Raw genomic sequence first — 24,809 nt, 5'->3', positions numbered from 1 at the left:
AAGAGCCTTGAAGCTGTGTGCAGCGAAGGCGCTATTTTATTGCAGCCAGCCCTGCGCCACCGCAACCAGCAAAAAAGCACCGAGAACAGCTCGATAGACGATGAAGGGCCATGTCGAGAAACGCTCCAGGAATTTCATCAGCCCCCAGATCGCCGCAAAGGCCGACACGCTCGCCACCAGCAGCCCGAACAGCAGTACGCCCCAGGCTTCCAGGGGAATATGCGCATGCAACAGCACGGCCAGTTCCTTCAGGCCTGCCAGGGCGATGGCGGGCAAACCCAGCAGGAAGGAAAAGCGGGCCGCTTCTTCGCGGCGGAAGTTGAGGAACAGCGCGGCGGTGAGCGTAGAACCCGAGCGCGAGACGCCGGGAATGAGCGCCCCCACCTGGGCCAGCCCGACGATGAGGGCATCGCGCAGGCGCATCTGGTCGACGCTGCGGCGGTGGCGGCAAACCATCTCGGAGATGGCCAGCAGGATGGCCATGCCCACGCAGGACCAGCCGATCACGGTGAGGCTACGCAGCGGCGAGCCGCAGGCGTTGAGCACGTGCGACAGCGACAGCCCGGCGATGCCGATGGGAATGGTGGCCAGGATGATGGCCACAGCCAGCCGGAACATGGGGTCGTTGAAGTCGCGCCGGCGCCAGGCGGCCAAGCTGCCGCCGGTGACAGCGCTGACGTCGCGCCGGAAGTAGCTGATCACGGCGGCCAGCGCGGCCAGTTGCATGGCGGCCGAGAAGGCCGAGCCGGGATCATGCCAGCCCAGCAGGGCCGGCACGATGCGCATGTGGGCGGTGGAGGAAATGGGCAGCAGTTCGGTGATGCCCTGGACGATGCCCAGCAGACCGATCTGGGCGTAACTGAGGGAGGCGAAGCCGATATCGAGACCGGCGCTGCAAACATTGGCCATGGGGATGTGCTCTGGATGGGATTGGCGAGGATGGATGGTTCTGAGGAACCGCCGCCGGCAGCGAGGCCGGCGGCGGGGTGCTGCAGTGTAGCGCGGCAGGGTTGCCGCAGGCTGACAAATGGCTGAATACCCGGCCGGATTACTCGACCCAGGCCACCACGCCGGTGTAGGCCGTGACCAGCACGATGATGCCGAAGATGATGCGATACCAGGCAAAAATGGTGAAATCGTGCGAGCTGATGTAGCGCAGCAGCCAGCGCACGCACAGGAAGGCCGAGACGAAGGCGGCCACGGTGCCCACGGTAAACAGCGGCACATCGGCGGCCGACAGCAGCGCGCGCTCCTTGTAGAGCGAGTAGATGGTGGCGGCAAACAGCGTCGGGATGGCCAGGAAGAAGGAGAATTCAGTAGCCGCCTTGCGCGACAGGCCGAACATCATGCCGCCGATGATGGTGGCGCCCGAGCGGCTGGTGCCGGGGATCAGGGCGAAGGCCTGGGCGATGCCGACCTTGAGGGCGTCCAGCGGGGTCATGTCATCGACCGTTTCCACACGTGCCGAGGCCATGCTCATGCGGTCCTTGTTGCGGCGTTCCACCCACAGGATGATGAGACCGCCGACGATGAAGGCAATGGCCACCGAGACCGGGTTGAACAGCACTTCCTTGATGCGACGGCTGAACAGGAAGCCCAGGATGGCGGCCGGCAGGAAGGCGATGATCAGGTTGACGACCAGGCGCTGGGCCTTGCGGTCGGTGAACATACCGGTCAGCACGGTGGCGATGCGCACGCGGTATTCCCAGCAGACGGCCAGGATGGCGCCGGCCTGGATGACGATTTCGAAGACGTCGGCCTTTTCCTTGGAGAGATCAGGGCCGGTGAATTGCAGCAGGCTGTTGGCCAGGATCAGGTGGCCGGTGGAGGAAATGGGCAGGAATTCGGTCAGGCCTTCGACGATGCCCATGATGAGCGCCTTGAGCGCGAGGAGAGTATCCATACGGTGGCTGGGTGACTGTTTATGTGAGGGGGTTGAAGGAAATAAAGGAGGATAAAAAAGGAAAAATAGCGAGATGACTGCTGGCAAGCCGGTCAAAACCGGCATTTTGACTATCTCCGGCGTCAAAGGTGCAGTGCAATAGGGCGAAATTCTACCGCAAGCCCTCTGACAAGCCTGTTTTGCGGGGGTAAATCCGCGCTACCATGCGGTTTTTGGCCGATTTCGGGCGCTTCGCAAGATGGCGAACGATTCGGATGTCAACCGCGCACAGATCAGGATTTCCCATGAGCAACATTACCATCTACCACAACCCCAAATGCGGCACCTCCCGTAACGTCCTACAAGGCCTGCGGGACGGCGGCGTCGAGCCGACCGTGATCGAATACCTGAAGAATCCGCCTGACCGCGCCACGCTGGAAAAGCTCATCCATGACATGGGTGTGCCCGTGCTGGAGGTGGTGCGCACCAAGGAAGCGCTGTTCAAGGAGCTGGGGCTGGACGCTGCCGGCGTGAGCGATGCGCAGCTGATCGAGGCCATGCTGGCGCATCCCATCCTGATCAACCGCCCTATCGTGGTGGCGCCCAAGGGGACCATGCTGGTGCGGCCCAGCGAGCGTCTCAAGGAAATCTTCCCGTAAGCACGCCCGCCGCGCCCGGCCTTGATTCAAGGCTTACTTCAAGGCTTATGGCGCGGTGGCCTGCTCCAGCGCCTGCAACCAGATCAGGGCGGCGCCACGACTGTCGCCGCACATGTCGGCCGCCGGCTGCAAACCACCACAGAAGGCCGGCCGCTCGGGGCGTCCGAACAGGCGGCAACGCATCGCTTCATCGAGCTGGATACAGGGTACGCCGGCCGGCTTGCCCTGTGGCATGCCGGGAATCGGACTGGTGATGGACGGCGCGATGCAGCAGGCGCCACAACGATCGCGGCATTGCATGGCGGCTCCGGGTTGTGTCTGGACGGGGGCATTGTAGACCAAAGCCTGCTCTTGGCCTGATCCGTCTCCGTCTGATCCATCTCCTTGACGCAGCGCGCGCTTCGCACTTACATTGCCCACTCCCGGTAACCTTGTTTCTCATGTCTGCATCGGCCAAAGAACCGCGTTGGGAACGACGCAAGCAGGACCGCCCGCAAGAACTGCTGGCGGCGGCGCTGCAATTATTCGTCGAGCGCGGCTATGCCGCCACCCGCCTGGAAGACGTGGCGGCGCAGGCCGGCGTTTCCAAGGGAACGCTCTACCTCTATTTCGACAGCAAGGAAAGCCTCTTCAAGTCAGTCGTGCGCGCCCATATGCTGCCGCTGCTGGACGAGGCCGAAGCGCGCGTGGACAGCCACGACGGCCACACCGCCGACCTGCTGCGCGAACTGATCCTGGGCTGGTGGCAGGGCGCGTCCCGCTCCGGGCTCAAGGGTATCGCCAAGCTGATGCTGGCGGAGTCGGGCAACTTCCCCGAGCTGGCGCGCTTCTACCATGAAGAAATCACCTCACGAGGCGACGCCACCCTGGTGCGGGTGCTGGAACGCGGCATGGCCCGCGGGGAATTCCGCCCCCTCGACGCCCACGCCCTGAAAAAGGTCATCGCCGCGCCGATCATGATGCTGATGCTGTGGGACCAGTCACTGGCGCCCTGCGCCATCGCGCCCATCGACAGCGCTGCCTACCTGGCCAGCCTGATCGACCTCTGCGTCCATGGGCTGAAGGCATGAGCGCCTCCCGATGGAGCACTTTCTCCGAGGAAAACCCGCAACACAGGCCCATTGGCAGCCCTGTTCCCCGCGCAGATGGGCTGATTAGCTCGTCGGTGTTTGCTAAAATGCTGCCTTTCCGTCGCTATTAGATTAGATCGAGCCCACCGCCATGAATATCGAACAAGCCCGCTTCAACATGATCGAACAGCAGATCCGCCCCTGGAACGTGCTGGCGCAGGACGTGCTGGACCTGCTGATGGTCGTCAAGCGCGAAGAATTCGTCCCGGCCGCCCATCGCAGCCTGGCGTTCTTCGACACTGAAATCCCGCTGCCGGGCGGCGAGAACATGCTGGCGCCGAAGATCGAAGCGCGCATCCTGCAGGAAGCCAACGTCAAGAAGCATGAATATGTGCTGGAAATCGGCGCCGGTTCGGGCTACATGGCGGCGCTGCTGGCGCACAAGGCGCGTCACGTCACTACCGTCGAGATTTCGCCGGAACTGAAGGCCCTGGCCGAGCGGAACCTGTCGGACTACGGCGTGGCCAATGTGGATGTACAACTGGGCAATGGCGCGCAAGGCTGGGTGGGCGCCGATGGCAAGGCGGCCGAATATGACGTGATCGTCATCTCGGGCTCGCTGCCGGTGCTGCCGGAAGCCTTCGGCAAGCAACTCAAGATCGGCGGTCGCCTGCTGGCCATCGTCGGTTCGCTGCCGGTGATGGAACTGCAACTGATCACCCGCACCTCGGAACACGCCTTCGAGACCGTCAACGTGGTGGAGACCCTGGCCAAGCCGCTGCACGCGGCCCTGACCCCGTCCCACTTCACCTTCTGATCGCACAGGAAAGCGCACCATGGAGCACATCTCTGCCACGGAACTGGCCGCGTGGATCAATGATCCGGACCGTCCCACCCCGCTGTTGCTGGATGTGCGCGAGCCCTGGGAACACCAGACCTGCCACATTGCCGGCTCGCAACTGGTGCCGATGAACACCATCCCCGGCCGCTTCTCGGAACTCGATGAAGAACAGCCGGTGGTGTGCATCTGCCATCACGGAGGCCGCAGCATGCAGGTGGCGGCCTTCCTGGAGCGCCAGGGCTTTACCAAGGTGATCAACCTCAGTGGCGGCGTGCATGCCTGGGCCAGCCAGGTCGATCCCGCCATGCCGACCTACTGAGCTGAGCATAGCCAGCCAAGGGCATCATCCGGGCAGGCCCGGATGCATGTTCAAACGCGAGTCAAGCGCGACAGTCTTGCCTGATTCTCTCGCGCCGAGCGTATCTTGCCGACCACATCTTGCTTTGCCGCTTCTTAACGCGCGCTTACAATGATGGTCCATAACGAGTCCTGGAGAAGGCCATGCAATGGTATCTGGTGCATACAAAACCCCGACAGGAAGTCTGTGCTCAGCAGAATCTTGAGCAGCAAGGTTACGAGTGCTACCTGCCATTGTTGCATAAAGAGAAAGTCCGCCGCGGCGCCTTGACGCTCAGCAGCGAGGCCCTCTTCCCCCGCTATCTGTTCATCCGCCTGGGCGCGGGCCTCACCAGCAAGAGCTGGGCGCCCATCCGTTCGACCAAGGGCGTGAGCCGGCTGGTGACTTTCGGCACCGAACCGGCCAAGATCAGCAATGACCTGGTACTGGCCCTGCAAGCGGCCCAGCAGAGCGAGGCAGCCCCTGTTGAGCGCGCCTTCACGCCCGGCCAGCGCGTGCAGCTGGTCGAAGGCGCCTTGTCCGGCATCGAAGGCATCTTCCTCGAAGCCGATGGCGAGCGCCGGGTCATGGTGCTCATCGAAATGCTGAGCAAACCGGTCTCGGTCGCCGTGGCGCCTGGCTCCCTGCGCAAGATCCTCTGAGCGGTCTGCATCGGAACGACCGGCTCAGCGACGTTGCAGCGACGGCGCGGTCTTCAGCGCGTGCATGGACGCTGCCAGCACCCGCTCCCCTTCGCTGACCAGGTCGAAACTGTCCGGTGAAAAGAACCAATCCGTCAATAACCCACTGAAGGTGGCGTGCGTCATCAGGCAGGCCAGCCGAATATCCAGCGTGGCAGGCAACTGGCCGCGCGCTACGGCATTGCCCAGGATCTGCTCCAGCCGCAGCATGCCATCCACATGGCATTCGCGCTGGCGGATGAGGATGGGATCATGGGCATCCGCGAATTCGCATTTGTTGAAAATGATGTCGAACACCCGCCGGCAGCGCTCGTCGGTGGCGGCCATGGTCAGCACGTAAACGCCGCTGCGCAGGAACTGCCCCAGCGGGTCCTCTACCTGGGGACTGGCGTTCTCTTCCAGCACCGCTTCCATCGGCAGCCGCACCCGTTCGCACATGGCGTCAAACAGGTCGCTCTTGTTCTTGAAATGCCAGTAGATCGCCCCGCGCGTGACCTCGGCGGCCTTGGCCACGTCGGCCAGTGAGGTCTGGGAGACGCCACGCTCGTGGAACACCTGCTCGGCCGCATCCAGGATGCGGGAGCGGGTTTCGAGCGCTTCTTCCTTGGTGGAACGGGCCATCTCAGCGCTCCTCGCCTGACATCGGTGATGCTAAGCAGGAGACGACGCTATGGGCCGAAGCGGACGGTGCATAGGCATGCTGCGCGCGCACATCGCCTGCGTGCGGGCGCGGCAACGCTTCAGTCGGGCGTATTGCCCCGCCCTTGGGCCAAGGGAAGACTGGTGAAGTCACAATATCTGAGGCCCTCATTCGTCTTGCCCTGCGGCCGCTGTGAAATTGATCCAACATGGAAGAGCTCGGTTTTCCTGACTGTGAAAAGGCGTTTTCTCGGCCTGCGGAGGAAAATGCAAGGAATCACTCATATTTTGCTACGCGGTTTCAGCCAAGTTTGCTAAATTATGATGATGTTTCGAAGAAATACATACATTCATGGATGTATGTATAATAGCACCCGCTTCAAGATCCTGCCGTACCCCACCTGCAAAAATTTTCAGCGCCCTTGCCGGGAAGCGGGCGGTGGCTTTTTGCATCGCAGCAACGCAGTTCACTGCCATCGGGCCAGCCCCGTGGCGCTCGATATCGACGATGCTGCATCGTCGTGACCGATGTAACCGAATTCGTTTCATCGCCGCTCCTGGCGGCTTCAACTTTACTTTCGTGCGAGATATCTATGAGCTCAGTCAGTCGTTTCACGCGCCTCACCATGACCGTCGCAATCGCCGCCGCTCTGGTCGCCTGCGGACAGAAACCCGCCGCCCAGGGTGGCCCGATGCCGCCGTCCGAGGTTTCGGTGGTGACCATTGCCCCGCAACGCGTGGCCATCACCAATGAACTGCCGGGCCGGGTAGAAGCCTTCCGCGTGGCGCAAGTGCGCGCGCGCGTGGCGGGCATCGTCCAGAAGCGCGTCTTCAAGGAAGGCAGCGAGGTCAAGGAAGGCCAGGTGCTGTTCAAGATCGATCCGGCCCAGTACAAGGCCAGCCTGGAAAGCGCGCAGGCTACGCTGGCGCGCGCCCAGGCCAACCTGACCCAGACCACCCTGACCGCCCAGCGCTACAAGCCGCTGGTGGAAGTCAACGCGGTTTCCAAGCAGGAATATGACAACGCCGTGGCCGCGCAAAAGCAGGCCGAGGCCGACGTCGCTGCAGGCAAGGCTGCGGTGCAGACTGCCAGCCTGAACCTGGGTTACGCCACCGTGACTTCGCCCATCTCCGGTCGCATCGGCCGCGCGCTGGTCACCGAAGGCGCGCTGGTGGGCCAGGGGGATGCGACCCAGCTGGCGCTGGTGCAGCAGCTCGATCCGGTCTATGTGAACGTGACCCAGTCCAGCGCCGACCTGCTCAAGCTGCAGCAGGCCATGGCGGCCGGCCAGCTCAAGAGCGTGGGCGACAACAAGGCCAGCGTGACCCTGGAGCTGGAAAATGGCCAGGCTTATCCGTTGCCGGGCAAGCTGCTGTTCTCGGACATCAGCGTGGATGAAAACACCGGTTCGGTGTCGCTGCGCGCCGAGTTCCCCAACCCCAAGCGCCTGCTGCTGCCGGGCACCTATGTGCGCGCCAAGATCGAACAGGCCGTCGATGAGCAAGCCCTGCTGGTGCCGCAACAGGCAGTGGTGCGCGATGCCGGCGGTTCGACGGTGATGGTGGTCAATGCCGAGAACAAGGTCGAACCGCGTCCTGTCAAGACCGGCGGCGCGCGCGGCAACAACTGGCAGGTCCTCGATGGCTTGAAGGAAGGTGACCGCGTGATCGTGGAAGGCCTGCAAAAGGTACGTCCGGGCGCCACCGTCAAGCCGGTGCAATGGAATCCCGCGGGCGCTCCCGCACAAGCGTCTGGCCAACCGGCCAAGCAAGAGGCGAGCGCCCAACCGAAAGCTAACTAAGAGGCTGCCAGATGGGAAAGTTCTTTATTGATCGCCCCGTATTTGCGTGGGTGCTAGCGATCTTCATCATGTTGGCCGGCGCGCTGGCCATCACCGGCCTGCCGGTGTCCCAGTACCCCAACATTGCGCCGCCGACCATCGTGGTCACGGCCACTTATCCGGGTGCTACCGCGCAGACCCTGGACGATTCGGTGACCAGCCTGATCGAACAGGAAATGAACGGCGCCGATGGCCTGCAATACATCGAGTCGCAAAGCCAGGCCAACGGCCAGGTGCAGATCACCATCACCTTCTCGCCGGAAACCAATCCGGACCTGGCGGCGGTGGATGTGCAGAACCGCCTGAAGCGCGTCGAAGCACGCCTGCCGGCGGCGGTGACGCAACAGGGTGTGCAGGTGACCAAGTCGCGTTCCAACTTCCTGCTCTTCATCGGCCTGTCCTCCACCGATGGCAAGCTCGATCCGGTGGCGCTGGGTGACTATCTGTCCCGTAACGTCTTGAACGAAATCAAGCGTGTGCCAGGCGTGGGCCAGGCGCAGCTGTTCGGCACCGAGCGCGCCATGCGCATCTGGATCGATCCGAACAAGCTGATCGGGCTCAACCTCACCCCGGCCGACGTGACTGCCGCCATCCAGGCGCAGAACGCCCTGGTGGCCGGTGGTACGCTGGGAGCACTGCCCAGCCCGGGAACGCAGCAGATCGCCGCCACCGTGGTGGTGAACGGCCAGCTGACCTCGCCTGAGCAGTTCGGCAATATCATCCTGCGCGCCAACGCCAATGGCGCCACGGTGCGCCTGCGCGATGTCGCCCGGGTCGAAGTGGGTGGCCAGAGCTATGACACCTCCGGTCGTCTCGATGGCAAGCCCTCCTCCTTCATCGGCGTGCAGCTCTCGCCCACCGCCAACGCGCTGGGGACCGCTACGGCTGTGCACAAGAAGATGGAAGAGCTGGCCAAGTACTTCCCGACCGGCGTGAAGTACACCATCCCGTACGACACCTCCAAGTTCGTCAAGATCTCCATCGAGGAAGTCGTCAAGACCCTGATCGAAGCGATCGTGCTGGTGTTCCTGGTGATGTTCCTGTTCCTGCAGAACATCCGCTACACCATCATTCCTACCATCGTGGTGCCGGTGGCGCTGCTGGGTACCTTTGCCACGCTGCTGCTGTTCGGCTTCTCGATCAACGTGCTGACCATGTTCGGCATGGTGCTGGCCATCGGTATCCTGGTCGACGATGCGATCGTGGTGGTGGAAAACGTCGAACGGATCATGAGCGAAGAAGGTCTTTCGCCGGCTGACGCTACCCGCAAGGCCATGGGACAGATCAGCGGCGCGCTGATCGGTATTACCCTGGTGCTGATCGCGGTCTTTATCCCGATGGCCTTCTTCGGCGGCGCCGTGGGCGCGATCTATCGCCAGTTCTCGCTGTCGATGGTGGCCTCCATGGTGTTCTCGGTGCTGATGGCCTTCACCCTCACGCCGGCGCTGTGCGCAACCATCTTGAAGCCCGTGGAAAAGGGTCATCACCACGAGAAGAAGGGTTTCTTTGGCTGGTTCAACCGCAAGTTCAACAGCACTGCCAGCGGCTACCAGGGCATTATCGGCGGCATGCTCAACAAGGCCGGCCGCTACATGATCGTGTATGTACTGATCGTGGCCTGCGTAGGCCTGCTGTATGTGCGTCTGCCGGCCTCCTTCCTGCCCAACGAAGACCAGGGCTACATCATCACCAACGTGCAGCTGCCGCCTGGCGCCAGCACTTCGCGCACGACGGCCGTGGTCAAGCAGATCGAAGAGTACTACCTCAAGGACCCGGCGGTGGAGCATGCCATTGCCGTGCTGGGCTACTCGTTCTCGGGTAACGGTCAGAACGCTGCGTTGGTGTTTACGCCGCTGAAGGACTGGTCGCAGCGCGACAAGTCGCAGTCCGCTGACGCCATTGCGGGCAAGGCTTTTGGCGCCTTCTCGCAGATCAAGGATGCGATCGTGTTCCCGCTGAACCCGCCACCGATTCCGGAACTGGGTAACGCCACCGGCTTCACCTTCCGTCTGCAGGATCGTGCTGGCCTGGGTCACACCGCACTGGTGCAGGCCCGCAACCAGATCCTGGGCATGGCGTCGCAGAGCAAGGTGCTGGCAGGGGTGCGTCCGGAAGGCCTGGAAGATGCGCCGCAGCTGCAACTGGACATCGACCGCGACAAGGCCAATGCGCTGGGTGTGCCGTTCTCGACGATCAACAGCGTGCTCTCCACGGCGCTGGGCTCGTCCTATGTGAACGACTTCCCCAATCTGGGCCGCCAGCAGCGCGTGATCGTGCAGGCTGATGCCAAGCGCCGCCTGCAGCCGGAAGACCTGACCAACCTGTACGCCCGCAATTCCAGCGGCACCATGGTGCCCTTCTCGGCCTTCGTGACCGCCAAGTGGATCAACGGCCCCGTGCAACTGATCCGCTACAACGGCTACCCGGCCATGAAGATCGCCGGCGGTGCAGCACCTGGCCGCAGTACCGGTGAAGCCATGGCCGAGATGGAGTCCTTCGTGGCCAAGCTGCCGCCGGGCTTCGGTTTCGAATGGACTGGCCAGTCGCTGGAAGAAAAGACCTCCGGCAACCAGGCTCCGGCCCTGTACGCGCTGTCGCTGATCGCGGTGTTCCTGGTGCTGGCTGCGCTGTATGAAAGCACCTCCATTCCGCTGGCGGTGATGCTGGTGGTGCCGCTGGGTATTCTCGGCGCACTCCTGGGCGTGACCCTGCGCGCCATGCCCAATGACGTGTACTTCAAGGTGGGCATGATTGCGGTGGTGGGTCTGTCGGCCAAGAACGCGATCCTGATCATCGAGTTCGCCAAGGATCTGCAAGCGCAGGGCAAGGGCTTGATCGAGGCCACACTGGAAGCGGTGCACCTGCGTTTCCGCCCGATCATCATGACCTCGCTGGCCTTCATCCTGGGCGTGCTGCCCTTGGCCATCGCCTCTGGCGCCGGTTCGGCCAGCCAGCGCGCCATTGGTACCGGCGTGATGGGCGGCATGATCACGGCGACGGTGCTGGCGGTGTTCCTGGTGCCGATCTTCTTCGTGGTCGTGCGCAAGATATTCAAGGGCAGCGAGCGTCAGCGCAAGTTTGACGCCGAGCACTCGCCCAAGATCAATAGTGGAGAATAACAATGGCTAATCTGTCGATGCCGCGCTCGCCTCGCCTGCTGCACATGTGCGCAGCGCTGGTGATGGCCGGCGTACTGGGGGGCTGCTCGCTGGCTCCCACCTATGAGCGTCCGCAAGCGCCGGTAGAATCGTCCTACCCGGCCGACGCCGCGGGCCGTGCCGAACTGCAGGCCGTCAACCTGGGCTGGCGCCAGTTCTTCCCGGACCAGCGTTTGCAGCAGCTCATCGCGGCGGCGCTGGAAAACAACCGTGACCTGCGCACCGCCGTGCTCAATATCGAGGAGGCGCGCGCGCAATACCAGATCGCACGCGCCGATCTGCTGCCCAACCTGAACCTGTCGGGCAATGCGGCGCGCACCCGCACCGCCGCCAGCCAGTCCCTGACGGGACAGCCGACCATCAGCAACAGCTACCAGGTCGGCCTGGCTGTGCCTGCCTACGAGCTGGACTTTTTTGGCCGCGTGCGCAACTTGAAGGACGCGGCGCTGGCCAGCTACCTCTCCACCGAAGAAGCGCAGAAGTCGGCGCAGATCAGCCTGGTGGCGCAGGTGGCGCAAGCCTATCTGGCCGAACGTTCCTATGCCGAGCAGTTGAAGCTGGCCGATGAGACCCTCAAGTCGCGCCAGTCCAATCTCGATCTGGCGCAGAAGCGCCTGGACGTGGGCGCCAGCACCGCGCTGGATTTCCGCCTGACGCAAACCTTGGTGGAATCGGCCAGGGTCGCCAAGACCCAGCTGGAGCGCCAGCGTGCCCAGGCAGAGAATGCCCTGACGCTCCTGGTCGGCAAGAAGATCGGCGAGCTGCCGCCGGCGCAGTTGCTGTCAGATGAAAAGATCGTGACCGACATTCCCGCTGGCCTGCCTTCGGACCTGCTGACCAATCGTCCTGACATCCGCTCGGCCGAGCAGAGCCTGCTGGCTGCCAACGCCAATATCGGCGCGGCGCGCGCGGCATTCTTCCCGCGCATCTCGCTGACGGGCAACTTCGGCAGCGCCAGCAGCACGCTGGGCGGGCTGTTCGAAAGCGGTTCTGGCGCATGGAGCTTTGGCCCTTCGCTGTCCTTGCCGATTTTCGATTTTGGCCGTAACAGCGCCAATCTGGACTTGGCTGAAGTGCGCAAGAACAAGGCTGTCGTGACCTATGAAAAGGCTATCCAGACTGCATTCCGCGAGGTTGCGGATGCCTTGGTGGCGCGTGGTAGCCTGGATGAGCAGGTCAAGGCGCAGGAAGCTTTCCTGGCTGCCCAGCAGGAGCGTCTCAAGCTGACCGACCTGCGCTTCAAGAATGGCATCGCCTCGTCGCTGGATCAGCTCGATGCACAGCGCGACCTGTTCTCGGCGCAGCAAGCCCTGATCCAGGCGCGCCAGCTGCGGTTGAACAATGCCATTGATCTGTACAAGGCATTGGGAGGCGGCTTGAATGAAAACACGGTGAGTGTGGCGGCCAAGCAGTAAGTCATACCGGGCCGTAAGAAAGAAGGCGGATTATCTGCCTTGAGATGCCGTTCAGTGAAGACTGAACGGCATTTTTGTTGGCTGAAGCATTGATGGTTACCGCAAATGCGGTGATGGCCGAACCAGAAAGTTAGACTTTTGGCCTGTGCATAAATTAACTGTAGCCCTCAAGAGCTGAAGAAGCTATGTATAAAACTAAATCTCTGTTGACTGGGATGCCGAGTACTAGCGACTTTCCAGCCACTTTGACGGCCCAGCGCTAAGAGATTTAGGAATAGCGGAAGTGGCGCAATCGGCCCTATCTCAGTGGACGTTGTGTATAAAACCAAACAAATAGTGGCCACCGCGCATTTGCATTGTCATTCAGTATCGACGAGCTGCAATCTGGATCGTGATCTGGGACTAGGCCAATTCGGCTTGGAGAGGAGGACATCAGCATCTCAGCGCCGAGGAACAGGCACTGACGTTCTTGATTGTCCTGCTGATGGAAGATAGAAGAGGGAATGAGGAGAGTGAAGTCGCCGACACGGCATCAAGGCAGCAGCATCCAGAACTCGAGCGGATTCCCCAAAGCAAAAACCCTCGCTACTTACGTAACGAGGGTTCTTGGGAGTAACAAGCCTGACGATGACCTACTTTCACACTGGTTGCAGCACTATCATCGGCGCGAAGTCGTTTCACGGTCCTGTTCGGGATGGGAAGGGGTGGTACCAACTTGCTATAGTCATCAGGCATAACTTGTAAAGTCAGTTGCTCTCGCTGGAGCAGCAACCAACCCAAACTGGAAGAAGTATTTTAGATTCTGGGGTGTGATGCACTAGGGCAAACACAATATATGCTCAACTTGTCTATAACAGAGCTAATGTTATAGGAACAAGCCGCACGGGCAATTAGTATCAGTTAGCTTAACGCATTACTGCGCTTCCACACCTGACCTATCAACGTCCTGGTCTCGAACGACCCTTTAGGGGAATCTAGTTCCCGGGAAGTCTCATCTCAAGGCGAGTTTCCCGCTTAGATGCTTTCAGCGGTTATCTCTTCCGAACTTAGCTACTCGGCAATGCCACTGGCGTGACAACCGATACACCAGAGGTTCGTCCACTCCGGTCCTCTCGTACTAGGAGCAGCCCCCTTCAAACTTCCAACGCCCACGGCAGATAGGGACCAAACTGTCTCACGACGTTTTAAACCCAGCTCACGTACCACTTTAAATGGCGAACAGCCATACCCTTGGGACCGGCTACAGCCCCAGGATGTGATGAGCCGACATCGAGGTGCCAAACTCCCCCGTCGATATGAACTCTTGGGAGGAATCAGCCTGTTATCCCCAGAGTACCTTTTATCCGTTGAGCGATGGCCCTTCCATACAGAACCACCGGATCACTATGTCCTACTTTCGTACCTGCTCGACTTGTCAGTCTCGCAGTTAAGCACGCTTATGCCATTGCACTATTAGCACGATGTCCGACCGTACCTAGCGTACCTTCGAACTCCTCCGTTACACTTTGGGAGGAGACCGCCCCAGTCAAACTGCCTACCATGCACTGTCCCCGATCCGGATAACGGACCAAGGTTAGAACCTCAAACAAACCAGGGTGGTATTTCAAGGTCGGCTCCACAGAAACTAGCGTTCCTGCTTCAAAGCCTCCCACCTATCCTACACAGATTGGTTCAAAGTCCAATGCAAAGCTACAGTAAAGGTTCATGGGGTCTTTCCGTCTAGCCGCGGGTAGATTGCATCATCACAAACATTTCAACTTCGCTGAGTCTCGGGAGGAGACAGTGTGGCCATCGTTACGCCATTCGTGCAGGTCGGAACTTACCCGACAAGGAATTTCGCTACCTTAGGACCGTTATAGTTACGGCCGCCGTTTACTGGGACTTCAATCAAGAGCTTGCACCCCATCATTTAATCTTCCAGCACCGGGCAGGCGTCACACCCTATACGTCCACTTTCGTGTTTGCAGAGTGCTGTGTTTTTATTAAACAGTCGCAGCCACCATTTTATTGCAACCCTTTTGTCCTTCTGGCGCAGGCCAGTCAAACTACTTGGGCGTACCTTATCCCGAAGTTACGGTACCAATTTGCCGAGTTCCTTCTCCCGAGTTCTCTCAAGCGCCTTAGAATACTCATCTCGCCCACCTGTGTCGGTTTGCGGTACGGTCTCGTTAGACTGAAGCTTAGAGGCTTTTCTTGGAACCACTTCCGATTGCTTCGCGAACAAGTTCGCTCGTCTCACACCCTTGAATTACGCTGCCGGATTTGCCTAACAGCCTTCTTCGATGCAAAAACCGGGACTTCCAACACCCGGACAACCTTCCGCGATCCGTCCCCCCATCGCATCTAACGACGGTGCAGGAATATTAACCTGCTTCCCATCAGCTACGCATCTCTGCCTCGCCTTAGGGGCCGACTCACCCTGCTCCGATGAACGTTGAACAGGAAACCTTGGGCTTACGGCGTGCGGGCTTTTCACCCGCATTATCGCTACTCATGTCAGCATTCGCACTTCTGATACCTCCAGCATCCTTTACAAGACACCTTCACAGGCTTACAGAACGCTCTCCTACCATATCCTTACGGATATCCGCAGCTTCGGTGACTGGCTTAGCCCCGTTACATCTTCCGCGCAGGACGACTCGATCAGTGAGCTATTACGCTTTCTTTAAAGGATGGCTGCTTCTAAGCCAACCTCCTGACTGTTTTAGCCTTCCCACTTCGTTTTCCACTTAGCCAATCTTTGGGACCTTAGCTGGCGGTCTGGGTTGTTTCCCTCTTGACGTCGGACGTTAGCACCCGGCGTCTGTCTCCCAAGCTCGCACTCATCGGTATTCGGAGTTTGCAATGGTTTGGTAAGTCGCGATGACCCCCTAGCCATAACAGTGCTCTACCCCCGATGGTGATACTTGAGGCACTACCTAAATAGTTTTCGGAGAGAACCAGCTATTTCCAGATTTGTTTAGCCTTTCACCCCTATCCACAGCTCATCCCCTAATTTTTCAACATTAGTGGGTTCGGTCCTCCAGTGCGTGTTACCGCACCTTCAACCTGGCCATGGATAGATCATCTGGTTTCGGGTCTACACCCAGCGACTGAACGCCCTATTCGGACTCGATTTCTCTGCGCCTTCCCTATTCGGTTAAGCTTGCCACTGAATGTAAGTCGCTGACCCATTATACAAAAGGTACGCAGTCACCCCTTTCGAGGCTCCTACTGTTTGTATGCACACGGTTTCAGGATCTATTTCACTCCCCTTCCGGGGTTCTTTTCGCCTTTCCCTCACGGTACTGGTTCACTATCGGTCGATTACGAGTATTTAGCCTTGGAGGATGGTCCCCCCATGTTCAGACAGGATTTCACGTGTCCCGCCCTACTTGTCGCAAGCCTAGTTCCACACCATCGATTTCGCATACGGGGCTATCACCCACTATGGCCGGACTTTCCATTCCGTTTTGCTATCGTTGATGCTAAATCTTGCAGGCTGATCCCATTTCGCTCGCCACTACTTTGGGAATCTCGGTTGATTTCTTTTCCTGTAGCTACTTAGATGTTTCAGTTCGCCACGTTCGCTTCGTTACCCTATGTATTCAGATAACGATGACCTTACGGCCGGGTTTCCCCATTCGGAAATCTGCGGATCAAAGCTTGTTTGCCAGCTCCCCGCAGCTTATCGCAAGCTACTACGTCCTTCATCGCCTGTAATCGCCAAGGCATCCACCATGTGCACTTATTCGCTTGTTCCTATAACGTTAGCCTCTTTTGCAAGAGCGTTATAAAGAAGCGTTGAGTTTTAGCGTTTGCCGTATTCCAAAGTAAGTCTTCTAATTGCTAAGATCACTTCGTAATACTTTGATTGATACAATCACACCCATTTTTACTTTCGCAAGAACCGAAGTCCTGGCGATCGTTTAAATGAATCTTTACTTCTTCCAGATTGTTAAAGAACAAAAACAGCCATTGATCGTAAAAGATCAAACCTAAATCACTACGCCAACTTGAACGCTGACTTAGGTTTGACATTTCTTGGTGGAGGTTGACGGGATCGAACCGACGACCCCCTGCTTGCAAAGCAGGTGCTCTCCCAGCTGAGCTAAACCCCCGAAACCTTGGTGGGTCTGGTTGGGCTCGAACCAACGACCCCCGCGTTATCAACACGGTGCTCTAACCAGCTGAGCTACAGACCCGCTTGGATCAGTATCAGTAGCCAGTCAGTGACGTTTGCCACAGACCGCGCTTCACCAAATAACTGTTCTTTGAATTACAGCCGATAAGTGTGGACGCTTAACTTCGTGCGCACTCTAGAAAGGAGGTGATCCAGCCGCACCTTCCGATACGGCTACCTTGTTACGACTTCACCCCAGTCACGAATCCTACCGTGGTGAGCGCCCTCCTTGCGGTTAGGCTACCCACTTCTGGTAAAACCCGCTCCCATGGTGTGACGGGCGGTGTGTACAAGACCCGGGAACGTATTCACCGCGACATGCTGATCCGCGATTACTAGCGATTCCAACTTCATGGAGTCGAGTTGCAGACTCCAATCCGGACTACGATACACTTTCTGGGATTAGCTCCCCCTCGCGGGTTGGCGGCCCTCTGTATGTACCATTGTATGACGTGTGAAGCCCTACCCATAAGGGCCATGAGGACTTGACGTCATCCCCACCTTCCTCCGGTTTGTCACCGGCAGTCTCATTAGAGTGCCCTTTCGTAGCAACTAATGACAAGGGTTGCGCTCGTTGCGGGACTTAACCCAACATCTCACGACACGAGCTGACGACAGCCATGCAGCACCTGTGCGCCGGTTCTCTTTCGAGCACTCCCAAATCTCTTCAGGATTCCGACCATGTCAAGGGTAGGTAAGGTTTTTCGCGTTGCATCGAATTAATCCACATCATCCACCGCTTGTGCGGGTCCCCGTCAATTCCTTTGAGTTTTAATCTTGCGACCGTACTCCCCAGGCGGTCTACTTCACGCGTTAGCTGCGTTACCAAGTCAATTAAGACCCGACAACTAGTAGACATCGTTTAGGGCGTGGACTACCAGGGTATCTAATCCTGTTTGCTCCCCACGCTTTCGTGCATGAGCGTCAGTGTTATCCCAGGGGGCTGCCTTCGCCATCGGTATTCCTCCACATATCTACGCATTTCACTGCTACACGTGGAATTCTACCCCCCTCTGACACACTCTAGCCGTGCAGTCACAAATGCAATTCCCAGGTTGAGCCCGGGGATTTCACATCTGTCTTACACAACCGCCTGCGCACGCTTTACGCCCAGTAATTCCGATTAACGCTTGCACCCTACGTATTACCGCGGCTGCTGGCACGTAGTTAGCCGGTGCTTATTCTTCAGGTACCGTCATTAGTTCTGGATATTAGCCAAAACCGTTTCTTCCCTGACAAAAGAGCTTTACAACCCGAAGGCCTTCTTCACTCACGCGGCATTGCTGGATCAGGGTTGCCCCCATTGTCCAAAATTCCCCACTGCTGCCTCCCGTAGGAGTCTGGGCCGTGTCTCAGTCCCAGTGTGGCTGGTCGTCCTCTCAGACCAGCTACTGATCGTCGCCTTGGTAGGCTTTTACCCCACCAACTAGCTAATCAGATATCGGCCGCTCCAGGAGCATGAGGTCTTGCGATCCCCCACTTTCATCCGTAGATCGTATGCGGTATTAGCTAATCTTTCGACTAGTTATCCCCCACTCTAGGGCACGTTCCGATATATTACTCACCCGTTCGCCACTCGCCATCAGGAGCAAGCTCCTATGCTGCCGTTCGACTTGCATGTGTAAGGCATGCCGCCAGCGTTCAATCTGAGCCAGGATCAAACTCTTTAGTTTAATCTCTGTTTTGTGCCATTTCTGGCTACCCCGAAGGGCATCGCTCTCTCAAAATACTGACAGGTAATTTCTTGCGAACTTACCTATATTTCTTGTGAGCATTTAATATTTAAAGTTTCCAGAACCGAAGTTCTGTCGCACTTCATTAAACGCCCACGCTTATCGGCTGTTAATTTTGAGCATGCTTGTTGGTCGCTAACGCGTTGTGCGCTGTTTGCATCGCTGCGAATCGTTTTGTTCGTCAGCAGCAGAGAAACGAGATTATGTAGCAGCTTGTTTATCGCGTCAACTACTTTTTTGCGATTCGTTTTAAATTTTTTCGTCTTCGCTTAACTGCCGCTTTGACTACTCCCATTTAAAACGCCTTACAAACTGCTTCACTACTCTTTGCTTCGCCGACCTTCGTCGCTTCGTTTTTCAACTTCGCTTCGTGTGTCGCGTCAGCAGGGGGCGAACTATAGCAACCCACCATCGGCTGTGCAAGTCCTTTTTGAAAAATAACCGTAAATAATTAAAAACGATCTTCCATCCATCCTGCCGAATAATCACCTGCCCCACGCTTCGCTCAGGCTACGCAGCCCGATCTGACCGTGATGATAAGATTTGCCCCTCTTCATTTCAGCCCTTTCCTATCCATGCATATTCTTGTCACAGGCGCATCGGGTTTCGTAGGCCGAGCTTTGCTCAGCCGCCTGGACTCGGAAGGACAACACCTTCTGCGAGGCGCATTTCGCCCGTCCTCCGAAACAGTCATGGATAGGGAACGCATCGAACGCACTGTCATTTCTGGCCTGGATCCTGAAACAGACTGGTCAGCAGCCTTGCATAATATAGAGGCGGTGGTCCATTGCGCAGCCCGGGTACATGTAATGAACGAAACAGCCGGTGATCCGCTGGCCGAATTCCGGCGCATCAATCTCGAGGGCAGCCTTGCCTTGGCGCGTCAGGCGCAGCAGGCTGGGGTGCAACGTTTCATTTTCCTCAGTTCCATCAAGGTCAATGGCGAACAAACCAGCCTTGGGCGGCCCTTCACCGCCGATGACAAGCCTGCTCCGACCGACCCTTATGGCATTTCCAAGATGGAGGCTGAGCAGGCATTGCTTGAATTGGGCCGCACGGGAAAGATGCAAGTGGTGATAATACGGCCGGTACTGGTCTATGGCCCGGGCGTGAAAGCCAACTTCCTGAGCATGATGCGCTGGCTGGACAAGGGTATGCCGCTGCCCCTGGGCGGCATCACCCACAACCGGCGCAGCCTGGTGGCGTTGGACAACCTGGTCGATTTGATTACTGTCTGCCTCGCTCACCCGGCTGCAGCCGGCCAGGTATTCCTGGCCTCGGACGGCGAAGACCTGTCCACTACCGGAATGCTCCAGCGGTTGGGCCGGGCGCTGGACAAGTCCCCCACCTTGCTGCCGGTACCGGCATCATGGCTGACGCTGGCGGCGCGCCTGATGGGCAAGAAAGGCATCGCGCAAAGACTCTGTGGCTCGTTGCAGGTCGACATCAGCAAGAACCGCGAATTGCTGGGCTGGTCACCGCCCATTACGGTAGATGCCGCCTTCAGGAAGACCGTGGACGCCTATCGGCGCGCATGAGCGCGCTCCAGCAGAGGGGCCAGCAACACCAGGCTCCGATCGGTCGCTCCCTGATGACGCTGGGCGAATGACAGCGCAGCCTGCGCCATCTCATCAATACGGTCGGGTTCTGCGATGAGGATGGACCACTGCCGCAACAACTCCACCGCATCCCCCACCCGCACCGCCGCCCCATCGGCCACGGCCTCTTCGGTAATACGCAGGAAATTGAAGGTGTGCTCGCCAATCAGCACCGGCTTGCCCAAGGCCAGAGCCTCGATCAGGTTCTGGCCACCCAAGGGCAAGAGGCTACCGCCGATGAAGCTGACGTCGGAAAGGGCATAGTAGGCGAACATCTCTCCCATCGAATCGCCCAGCACCACATCCACATCTTCCACGGCAAAGTCCTGCGCCAGTTCGGAACGGCGGCGCAGCCTCAGCCCACGGGCGCGGATCAAGGCGGCGACCTCGTCGAAACGCTGCGGATGACGCGGCACGATGACCGTGAGCCAATCCGGCCGCCCCAGCTTGGCCAGGGCATCGAGGATCAGGACTTCTTCACCCTCACGGGTACTGGCGCACAGCAAGACCTTGCGCTCGCCTAGTGCGCGCTTCCATTCCCGGCCCCGCTCAACCACTTGCATGGGCGGCTGCACATCGAACTTGAGACTGCCGGTCACTTCCACATGACGAGCACCAAAGGCCAGCAAACGCCGGGCATCCCCATCCGATTGCGCACCGACGACGTCGATGGCCTCGGCAGCCGGGCGCAACAGGGAGGCAAACCGCTGGCCGCGCCGCAATGAACGCTCCGACAACCTGGCATTGGCCAGCATGACGGGCACATCATGACGCCGGCACTGCCGGATCAGGTTCGGCCACACCTCGGTTTCCATCAGGATGCAAGCCAGCGGCCGGAAATGGCGCAGAAAGCGGCTGCACATCCATCCCGTGTCATACGGCAGGAAGCTTTGCACCACCCGCGCGCCATGCTTGCCGAACACCTGCGCGCCGGTGGCGCGGCCGGTGGCGGTCATGCAGGTCAGCAGGATCTTGCAGTCCGGGTAGCGGGAAAGCAGGGCGTCCACCAGCGGCTCAGCGGCGCGGGTCTCGCCCACGGACACGGCATGCACCCAGATGAAACGCGCCTGCGGATCAGGCAGGCGCGGATAGAACCCTAGCCGTTCGGCCACATGGGCCCGATAACCGGGCTCCTGGCGGCCGCGGCGCCACAGGCGCAGCAGCACCAGCGGCATGGCGAACCACCACAATGCACTGTACAGCCAGCGCATCAGACCAACGGATGGCCGACCAGGCGCGTCAGGATGGCCAGCGGACTGGATTGCGGATCGTACTGCCGCTCCGGGGCCAGGTGCAGGGTCTGCTCCATCATGTACTGGCCAGACATCACCGCGTGGGAAGCCTGGTCCGAGAAACAGATCCAGACCGAGCCGGCAGCAAAGGGCATGGTGACCTGCTGGGCGTCCTGCTGGTACTGCATGTCGCCCTTCATGCCGTCATGCAATTGCAGCATCAGGTGGTCGTACTCGCTGCGCAAGGACTTGGTGACATGCAAAGCCTTCAGCACGCTGGCCTGCCAGCGCACATAGGGCTTGGCGCGCGGCAGGAAGCGCCGGGCCACGGTCTCGAACGGCTCGCCGACGCGCCAGACCCGCGGCACACCGTCGGGATTGATATTGGTGAACACGCGCAGGATGCGCTCACCATAGTTGGGACGGGAGGGAAAGGCATCCACATGCATGCGGCGGTCATCGGCACGCCAGGACTGGGCGCGGGTCTCGACCTGCATCGGGCGGTAGCTGGTGGGCGCTACCCGCAGCGCGTCGCTGTATTTGGGCAGCAGGGAATGCACCAGCCCAAGCGCCTGCTCGCGGAAACGTCCGACCATGGCGGCCAGCGCCAACTGCTGCTCGGCGTCGCCAGCGGCGCCCTTGATGTGGCCGCGGGCGTCCAGGCTGATGTTGCGGACCTTGGGGTCGCGCACGGCCGGATCCAGCAGCGCGCGCTCGGACTCCAGCAACTGGAAGCCAAGGCGCGGGAAATACAGCACCTTGCCGGCTTCCAGCGCGGTGATCCACTCCTGATGGGGGTTGTCAGCCTGCCATTCGGTCAGGCCGATCTCGATGATTTGCGATTCCATGGGCGGTATTATGCCCGCAAGCGCCAGCCCCGTATATTGGCGCAGCACCGCAAAAAAACCGCGACAGGCCCGCCCCAGGCGCTCTGGCGGCGCTTCCGACGACTTTGCTGATGCGGTTTGATCTGCTTCAACGCATCGGATGATCGGCCAACGCGGCGCTCATGCCAGCAGTTGCAGGGCAGCCTGCAGCACCTCGTCTTCGCTGGGCGGGCTGCCCAGATCGCCCAGGTTGATGATGGAGGGCGACCAGTTGCCCTCGGTCTTCCAGCGCGGGGAATCGCAATACAGCTCGATGGTGGGCTTGCCGCAGGCTGCGGCGATATGCGTGAGCCCCGTATCCAGGCCCACCACCAGCCTGGCCTGCTGCACCAGCGCGACGGCCTGCATCAGGGGCAAGGCCGGCAACACGGTCGCACCGGCAATGGCCTGGGCCAGTTGCTGGGCGGCCTGCTGCTCGCGCTGACTGCCCCACGGCAGCAAGATAGGCAAGCCGCGCGCGGCCAGCGCCTGGCCCAGCCTGATCCACTGCGCCTGCGGCCACTGCTTGGCCGCGCGCGCCGTACCGTGGAAGAACACCACATAGTCTTGCTCGGGCATCCATGGCCAGCGTTGCTGCGGCGCCGGCTGCAAGGCGAAGTCGGGCCGCGGGTCCAACTGGTAGCCCAGCGCGCCAGCGGCGACCAGACGGGCGCGGGTCACCGCATGGGTGCGCCGGTCCACGGCAATGCTCTGGTCATGGAAGATGCGCGAGATCGGTTCATAGCCCGAGCCCTCGGTGGCATTGGCCAGTCCGATGCGGCGGCCATCGCCCGACAGGCGCGCCATGCGCATCACGACGCTGGTCTTGAGCAAGCCCTGGGTATCGAAGACCAGGTCATAGCGCTCCCCCCGCAGCTGCCGACGGAATGCGCCGATCTCGGCGCGGGTGGCGGCCGACCACAGGCTCTTGCGCCAGCGCCGCAGGGCGATGGGGATGATATTGCGCACATGGGGGTTCAGGCCGACCAGGCCGGTATAGGCCTCCTCGACCACCCAGTCGATCTGCGCATCAGGGAAATGACGGTGAATGTCCGCGACCATCGGCATGTTATGGACGACGTCGCCTAGCGAGGAGACGCGGACGATAAGGATTTTCAAGGCTGACCCACTCTGGCGTTATCTGTGGGCCAGCATCTTACCCCATCAGAACGGCAATGCCACCTCTGGCCGCACCGCCAGGATGGCCTGGCGGAACTGCGCCTGGATGCGCGCCAGCGCCTCGGGGGTTTCCGCCTCGAAGCGCAACACCACCACCGGCGTGGTGTTGGACGAGCGCGCCAGACCGAAACCGTCCGGATATTCCACGCGCAGGCCATCGATGGCGATGATCTCCTGGGCGCCTTCGAAACTGGCTTCGCCCTGCAGTTTGCCGATGAGCGCCACGTTCTCGCCTTCCTGCAGCTTGAGCTGCAATTCAGGCGTGCTCACCGACTGCGGCAAGGCATTGAGCACTGCCGACGGATCAGCCTGGCGCGCCATCAGCTCCAGCATGCGTACGCCGGCATAGAGACCATCATCGAAACCGAACCAGCGGTCCTTGAAGAAGATATGGCCGCTCATCTCGCCGCCCAGCGGGGCGCCGGTCTCGCGCAGCTTGGCCTTGACCAGCGAATGCCCGGTCTTCCACATCAGCGGCCGGCCGCCGCGCGCAGTGATCCAGGGCGCCAGGTGGCGGGTGCATTTGACGTCGTAGAGGATTTCCTTGCCCGGATGGCGGGTCAGCACGTCTTCGGCGAAGAGCATGAGCTGGCGGTCCGGATAGATGATCTGGCCATCCTTGGTCACCAGGCCCAGGCGGTCGCCGTCACCATCGAAGGCCAGGCCGAGTTCGCAGTCGGTCTCGCGCAGGCAGCGGATCAGGTCTTGCAGGTTTTCCGGATGGGCCGGATCGGGATGATGATTGGGGAAGGTGCCGTCGACTTCGCAGAACAGCTCGGTCACCTCGCAGCCCAGCGTCCGGTAGATCTCGCCAGCAAATGCGCCGGCCACGCCATTGCCGCAATCCACGGCGATCTTCAGCGGACGCGCCAGCTTGACGTCGGCGAGCATGCGCTCGATATAGGCGGCCTTGATGTCATGAGTGGCGTAGCCGCCCGCGCCCTGCGGGAAGTCGCCCTTGACGATGGCGTGGTAGAGCGCCTGGATGGTCTCGCCGTGGATGGCCTCGCCGGCCAGCACCATCTTGAAACCGTTATAGTCCGGCGGATTGTGGCTGCCGGTGACCATGATGCCCGACTGGGTGTCCAGCACATGGGTGCCGAAGTAGACCATGGGAGTGGCCACCATGCCCAGGTCGATCACATCCACGCCCACCGCCTGCAGGCCGCGAGCCAGTTCGGCAGCCAGTTCAGGCCCGGAGAGACGACCATCGCGACCGATCACGACCTTCTTCTGTCCCTTGGCCAGGGCGGCGGCGCCAAAGGCCTGGCCGATGCGATACGCTACCGTGCCATCGAGCGTCTTGCCGATGATGCCGCGGATGTCGTAAGCCTTGAAGATGGAGGGTGAAAGTGATGTCACAGTATGATTCCTTCATTGATAGGAGAACCGGAAGGCGTCTGCCTGACGCTACCCGCTTGTGATCCGCTTGACGCAAAATGGTTGCGCATTGCAGCAATCAGCCCCGCCGCATTTTCATTACAGCAACATCCGGA

At 60.0% G+C, this 24,809-nt stretch carries 17 protein-coding genes, 2 tRNA genes and 3 rRNA genes; 9 read left to right on the top strand and 13 right to left on the bottom strand.

Going from position 1 to position 24,809, the window contains the following annotated elements:
- Positions 1-36 precede the first annotated feature (36 nt).
- Positions 37-909, bottom strand: a complete 873-nt coding sequence (locus ACP92_RS02460) for an undecaprenyl-diphosphate phosphatase (protein ID WP_013232531.1) — start codon at positions 907-909, stop codon at positions 37-39.
- Between the two features lie 139 nt (positions 910-1,048).
- A complete protein-coding gene (locus tag ACP92_RS02455) occupies positions 1,049-1,903 on the bottom strand; it encodes an undecaprenyl-diphosphate phosphatase (RefSeq protein WP_013232530.1) in 855 nt (284 codons plus the stop codon).
- A 284-nt stretch (positions 1,904-2,187) separates the two neighbouring features.
- Here ACP92_RS02455 and arsC point away from each other — a divergent pair, with 284 nt between their 5' ends.
- The gene (gene arsC / locus ACP92_RS02450) at positions 2,188-2,541 is read left to right on the top strand and encodes an arsenate reductase (glutaredoxin) (RefSeq protein WP_013232529.1); all 354 of its coding nucleotides are present in this window, start codon (positions 2,188-2,190) and stop codon (positions 2,539-2,541) included.
- A gap of 45 nt (positions 2,542-2,586) precedes the next feature.
- Here the strand turns inward: arsC and ACP92_RS02445 are convergent, their stop codons facing one another.
- On the bottom strand, positions 2,587-2,841 hold the full coding sequence (locus ACP92_RS02445; RefSeq protein ID WP_013232528.1) for a YkgJ family cysteine cluster protein: 255 nt from the start codon (positions 2,839-2,841) through the stop codon (positions 2,587-2,589).
- A gap of 140 nt (positions 2,842-2,981) precedes the next feature.
- Between ACP92_RS02445 and ACP92_RS02440 the strand changes: the two genes are divergently transcribed.
- The 4 genes from ACP92_RS02440 (at position 2,982) to rfaH (ending at position 5,451) form a co-directional block, all read left to right on the top strand.
- A complete protein-coding gene (locus tag ACP92_RS02440) occupies positions 2,982-3,611 on the top strand; it encodes a TetR/AcrR family transcriptional regulator (protein ID WP_013232527.1) in 630 nt (209 codons plus the stop codon).
- 151 nt (positions 3,612-3,762) lie between these two features.
- The gene (locus tag ACP92_RS02435; RefSeq protein WP_013232526.1) at positions 3,763-4,428 is read left to right on the top strand and encodes a protein-L-isoaspartate O-methyltransferase family protein; all 666 of its coding nucleotides are present in this window, start codon (positions 3,763-3,765) and stop codon (positions 4,426-4,428) included.
- 19 nt (positions 4,429-4,447) lie between these two features.
- The gene (locus ACP92_RS02430; RefSeq protein ID WP_013232525.1) at positions 4,448-4,771 is read left to right on the top strand and encodes a rhodanese-like domain-containing protein; all 324 of its coding nucleotides are present in this window, start codon (positions 4,448-4,450) and stop codon (positions 4,769-4,771) included.
- Between the two features lie 182 nt (positions 4,772-4,953).
- Positions 4,954-5,451: a transcription/translation regulatory transformer protein RfaH gene (rfaH, locus tag ACP92_RS02425; RefSeq protein ID WP_013232524.1), complete on the top strand. Its 498-nt coding sequence runs from the start codon at positions 4,954-4,956 to the stop codon at positions 5,449-5,451.
- 24 nt (positions 5,452-5,475) lie between these two features.
- Here the strand turns inward: rfaH and ACP92_RS02420 are convergent, their stop codons facing one another.
- Entirely contained in the window at positions 5,476-6,111 is a 636-nt protein-coding gene (locus ACP92_RS02420; RefSeq protein ID WP_013232523.1) for a TetR family transcriptional regulator, read from the bottom strand.
- A 611-nt stretch (positions 6,112-6,722) separates the two neighbouring features.
- Between ACP92_RS02420 and ACP92_RS02415 the strand changes: the two genes are divergently transcribed.
- Genes ACP92_RS02415 through ACP92_RS02405 form a run of 3 tightly spaced genes read left to right on the top strand, consistent with a single transcriptional unit; the run spans position 6,723 to position 12,543 of the window.
- Complete coding sequence (locus tag ACP92_RS02415; RefSeq protein ID WP_013232522.1) at positions 6,723-7,931, top strand: efflux RND transporter periplasmic adaptor subunit; 1,209 nt, start codon at positions 6,723-6,725, stop codon at positions 7,929-7,931.
- Positions 7,932-7,942: 11 nt separating this feature from the next.
- On the top strand, positions 7,943-11,089 hold the full coding sequence (locus ACP92_RS02410) for an efflux RND transporter permease subunit (protein ID WP_013232521.1): 3,147 nt from the start codon (positions 7,943-7,945) through the stop codon (positions 11,087-11,089).
- A gap of 2 nt (positions 11,090-11,091) precedes the next feature.
- Positions 11,092-12,543 carry an efflux transporter outer membrane subunit gene (locus tag ACP92_RS02405; protein ID WP_013232520.1) on the top strand — a complete coding sequence of 484 codons (1,452 nt, stop codon included), beginning with the start codon at positions 11,092-11,094 and terminating at the stop codon, positions 12,541-12,543.
- Positions 12,544-13,162: 619 nt separating this feature from the next.
- Here the strand turns inward: ACP92_RS02405 and rrf are convergent.
- The 5 genes from rrf to ACP92_RS02380 all read right to left on the bottom strand — a co-directional run bounded on the left by rrf (position 13,163) and on the right by ACP92_RS02380 (position 18,378).
- Positions 13,163-13,275 (bottom strand): 5S ribosomal RNA (rrf, locus tag ACP92_RS02400).
- Positions 13,276-13,412: 137 nt separating this feature from the next.
- A 23S ribosomal RNA gene (locus ACP92_RS02395) occupies positions 13,413-16,284 on the bottom strand.
- Positions 16,285-16,567: 283 nt separating this feature from the next.
- Positions 16,568-16,643, bottom strand: a tRNA-Ala gene (locus tag ACP92_RS02390).
- Between the two features lie 7 nt (positions 16,644-16,650).
- Positions 16,651-16,727 (bottom strand) — tRNA-Ile (locus ACP92_RS02385).
- A 118-nt stretch (positions 16,728-16,845) separates the two neighbouring features.
- A 16S ribosomal RNA gene (locus tag ACP92_RS02380) occupies positions 16,846-18,378 on the bottom strand.
- Together the 16S, 23S and 5S rRNA genes with 2 tRNA genes alongside form the textbook arrangement of a ribosomal RNA operon.
- 635 nt (positions 18,379-19,013) lie before the next feature.
- Between ACP92_RS02380 and ACP92_RS02375 the strand changes: the two genes are divergently transcribed.
- The gene (locus tag ACP92_RS02375; protein ID WP_013232519.1) at positions 19,014-19,976 is read left to right on the top strand and encodes a UDP-glucose 4-epimerase family protein; all 963 of its coding nucleotides are present in this window, start codon (positions 19,014-19,016) and stop codon (positions 19,974-19,976) included.
- Here the strand turns inward: ACP92_RS02375 and waaA are convergent.
- The 4 genes from waaA to ACP92_RS02355 form a co-directional block, all read right to left on the bottom strand.
- Complete coding sequence (gene waaA, locus ACP92_RS02370; RefSeq protein WP_013232518.1) at positions 19,961-21,247, bottom strand: lipid IV(A) 3-deoxy-D-manno-octulosonic acid transferase; 1,287 nt, start codon at positions 21,245-21,247, stop codon at positions 19,961-19,963. The genes ACP92_RS02375 and waaA overlap by 16 nt on opposite strands.
- Positions 21,247-22,116, bottom strand: a complete 870-nt coding sequence (locus ACP92_RS02365) for a Kdo hydroxylase KdoO (protein WP_013232517.1) — start codon at positions 22,114-22,116, stop codon at positions 21,247-21,249. The genes waaA and ACP92_RS02365 overlap by 1 nt, the downstream gene beginning before the upstream one ends.
- A 159-nt stretch (positions 22,117-22,275) precedes the next feature.
- Positions 22,276-23,253 carry a lipopolysaccharide heptosyltransferase I gene (gene waaC, locus ACP92_RS02360; protein WP_013232516.1) on the bottom strand — a complete coding sequence of 326 codons (978 nt, stop codon included), beginning with the start codon at positions 23,251-23,253 and terminating at the stop codon, positions 22,276-22,278.
- A gap of 45 nt (positions 23,254-23,298) precedes the next feature.
- Entirely contained in the window at positions 23,299-24,675 is a 1,377-nt protein-coding gene (locus ACP92_RS02355; protein ID WP_013232515.1) for a phosphomannomutase/phosphoglucomutase, read from the bottom strand.
- Positions 24,676-24,809 lie beyond the last annotated feature (134 nt).

This window comes from Herbaspirillum seropedicae (genome assembly GCF_001040945.1).
GTDB classification, from domain to species: domain Bacteria; phylum Pseudomonadota; class Gammaproteobacteria; order Burkholderiales; family Burkholderiaceae_D; genus Herbaspirillum; species Herbaspirillum seropedicae.
Note: the sequence above shows the minus strand (reverse complement) of the source record. Positions and strands in the feature narration are given on the sequence as shown.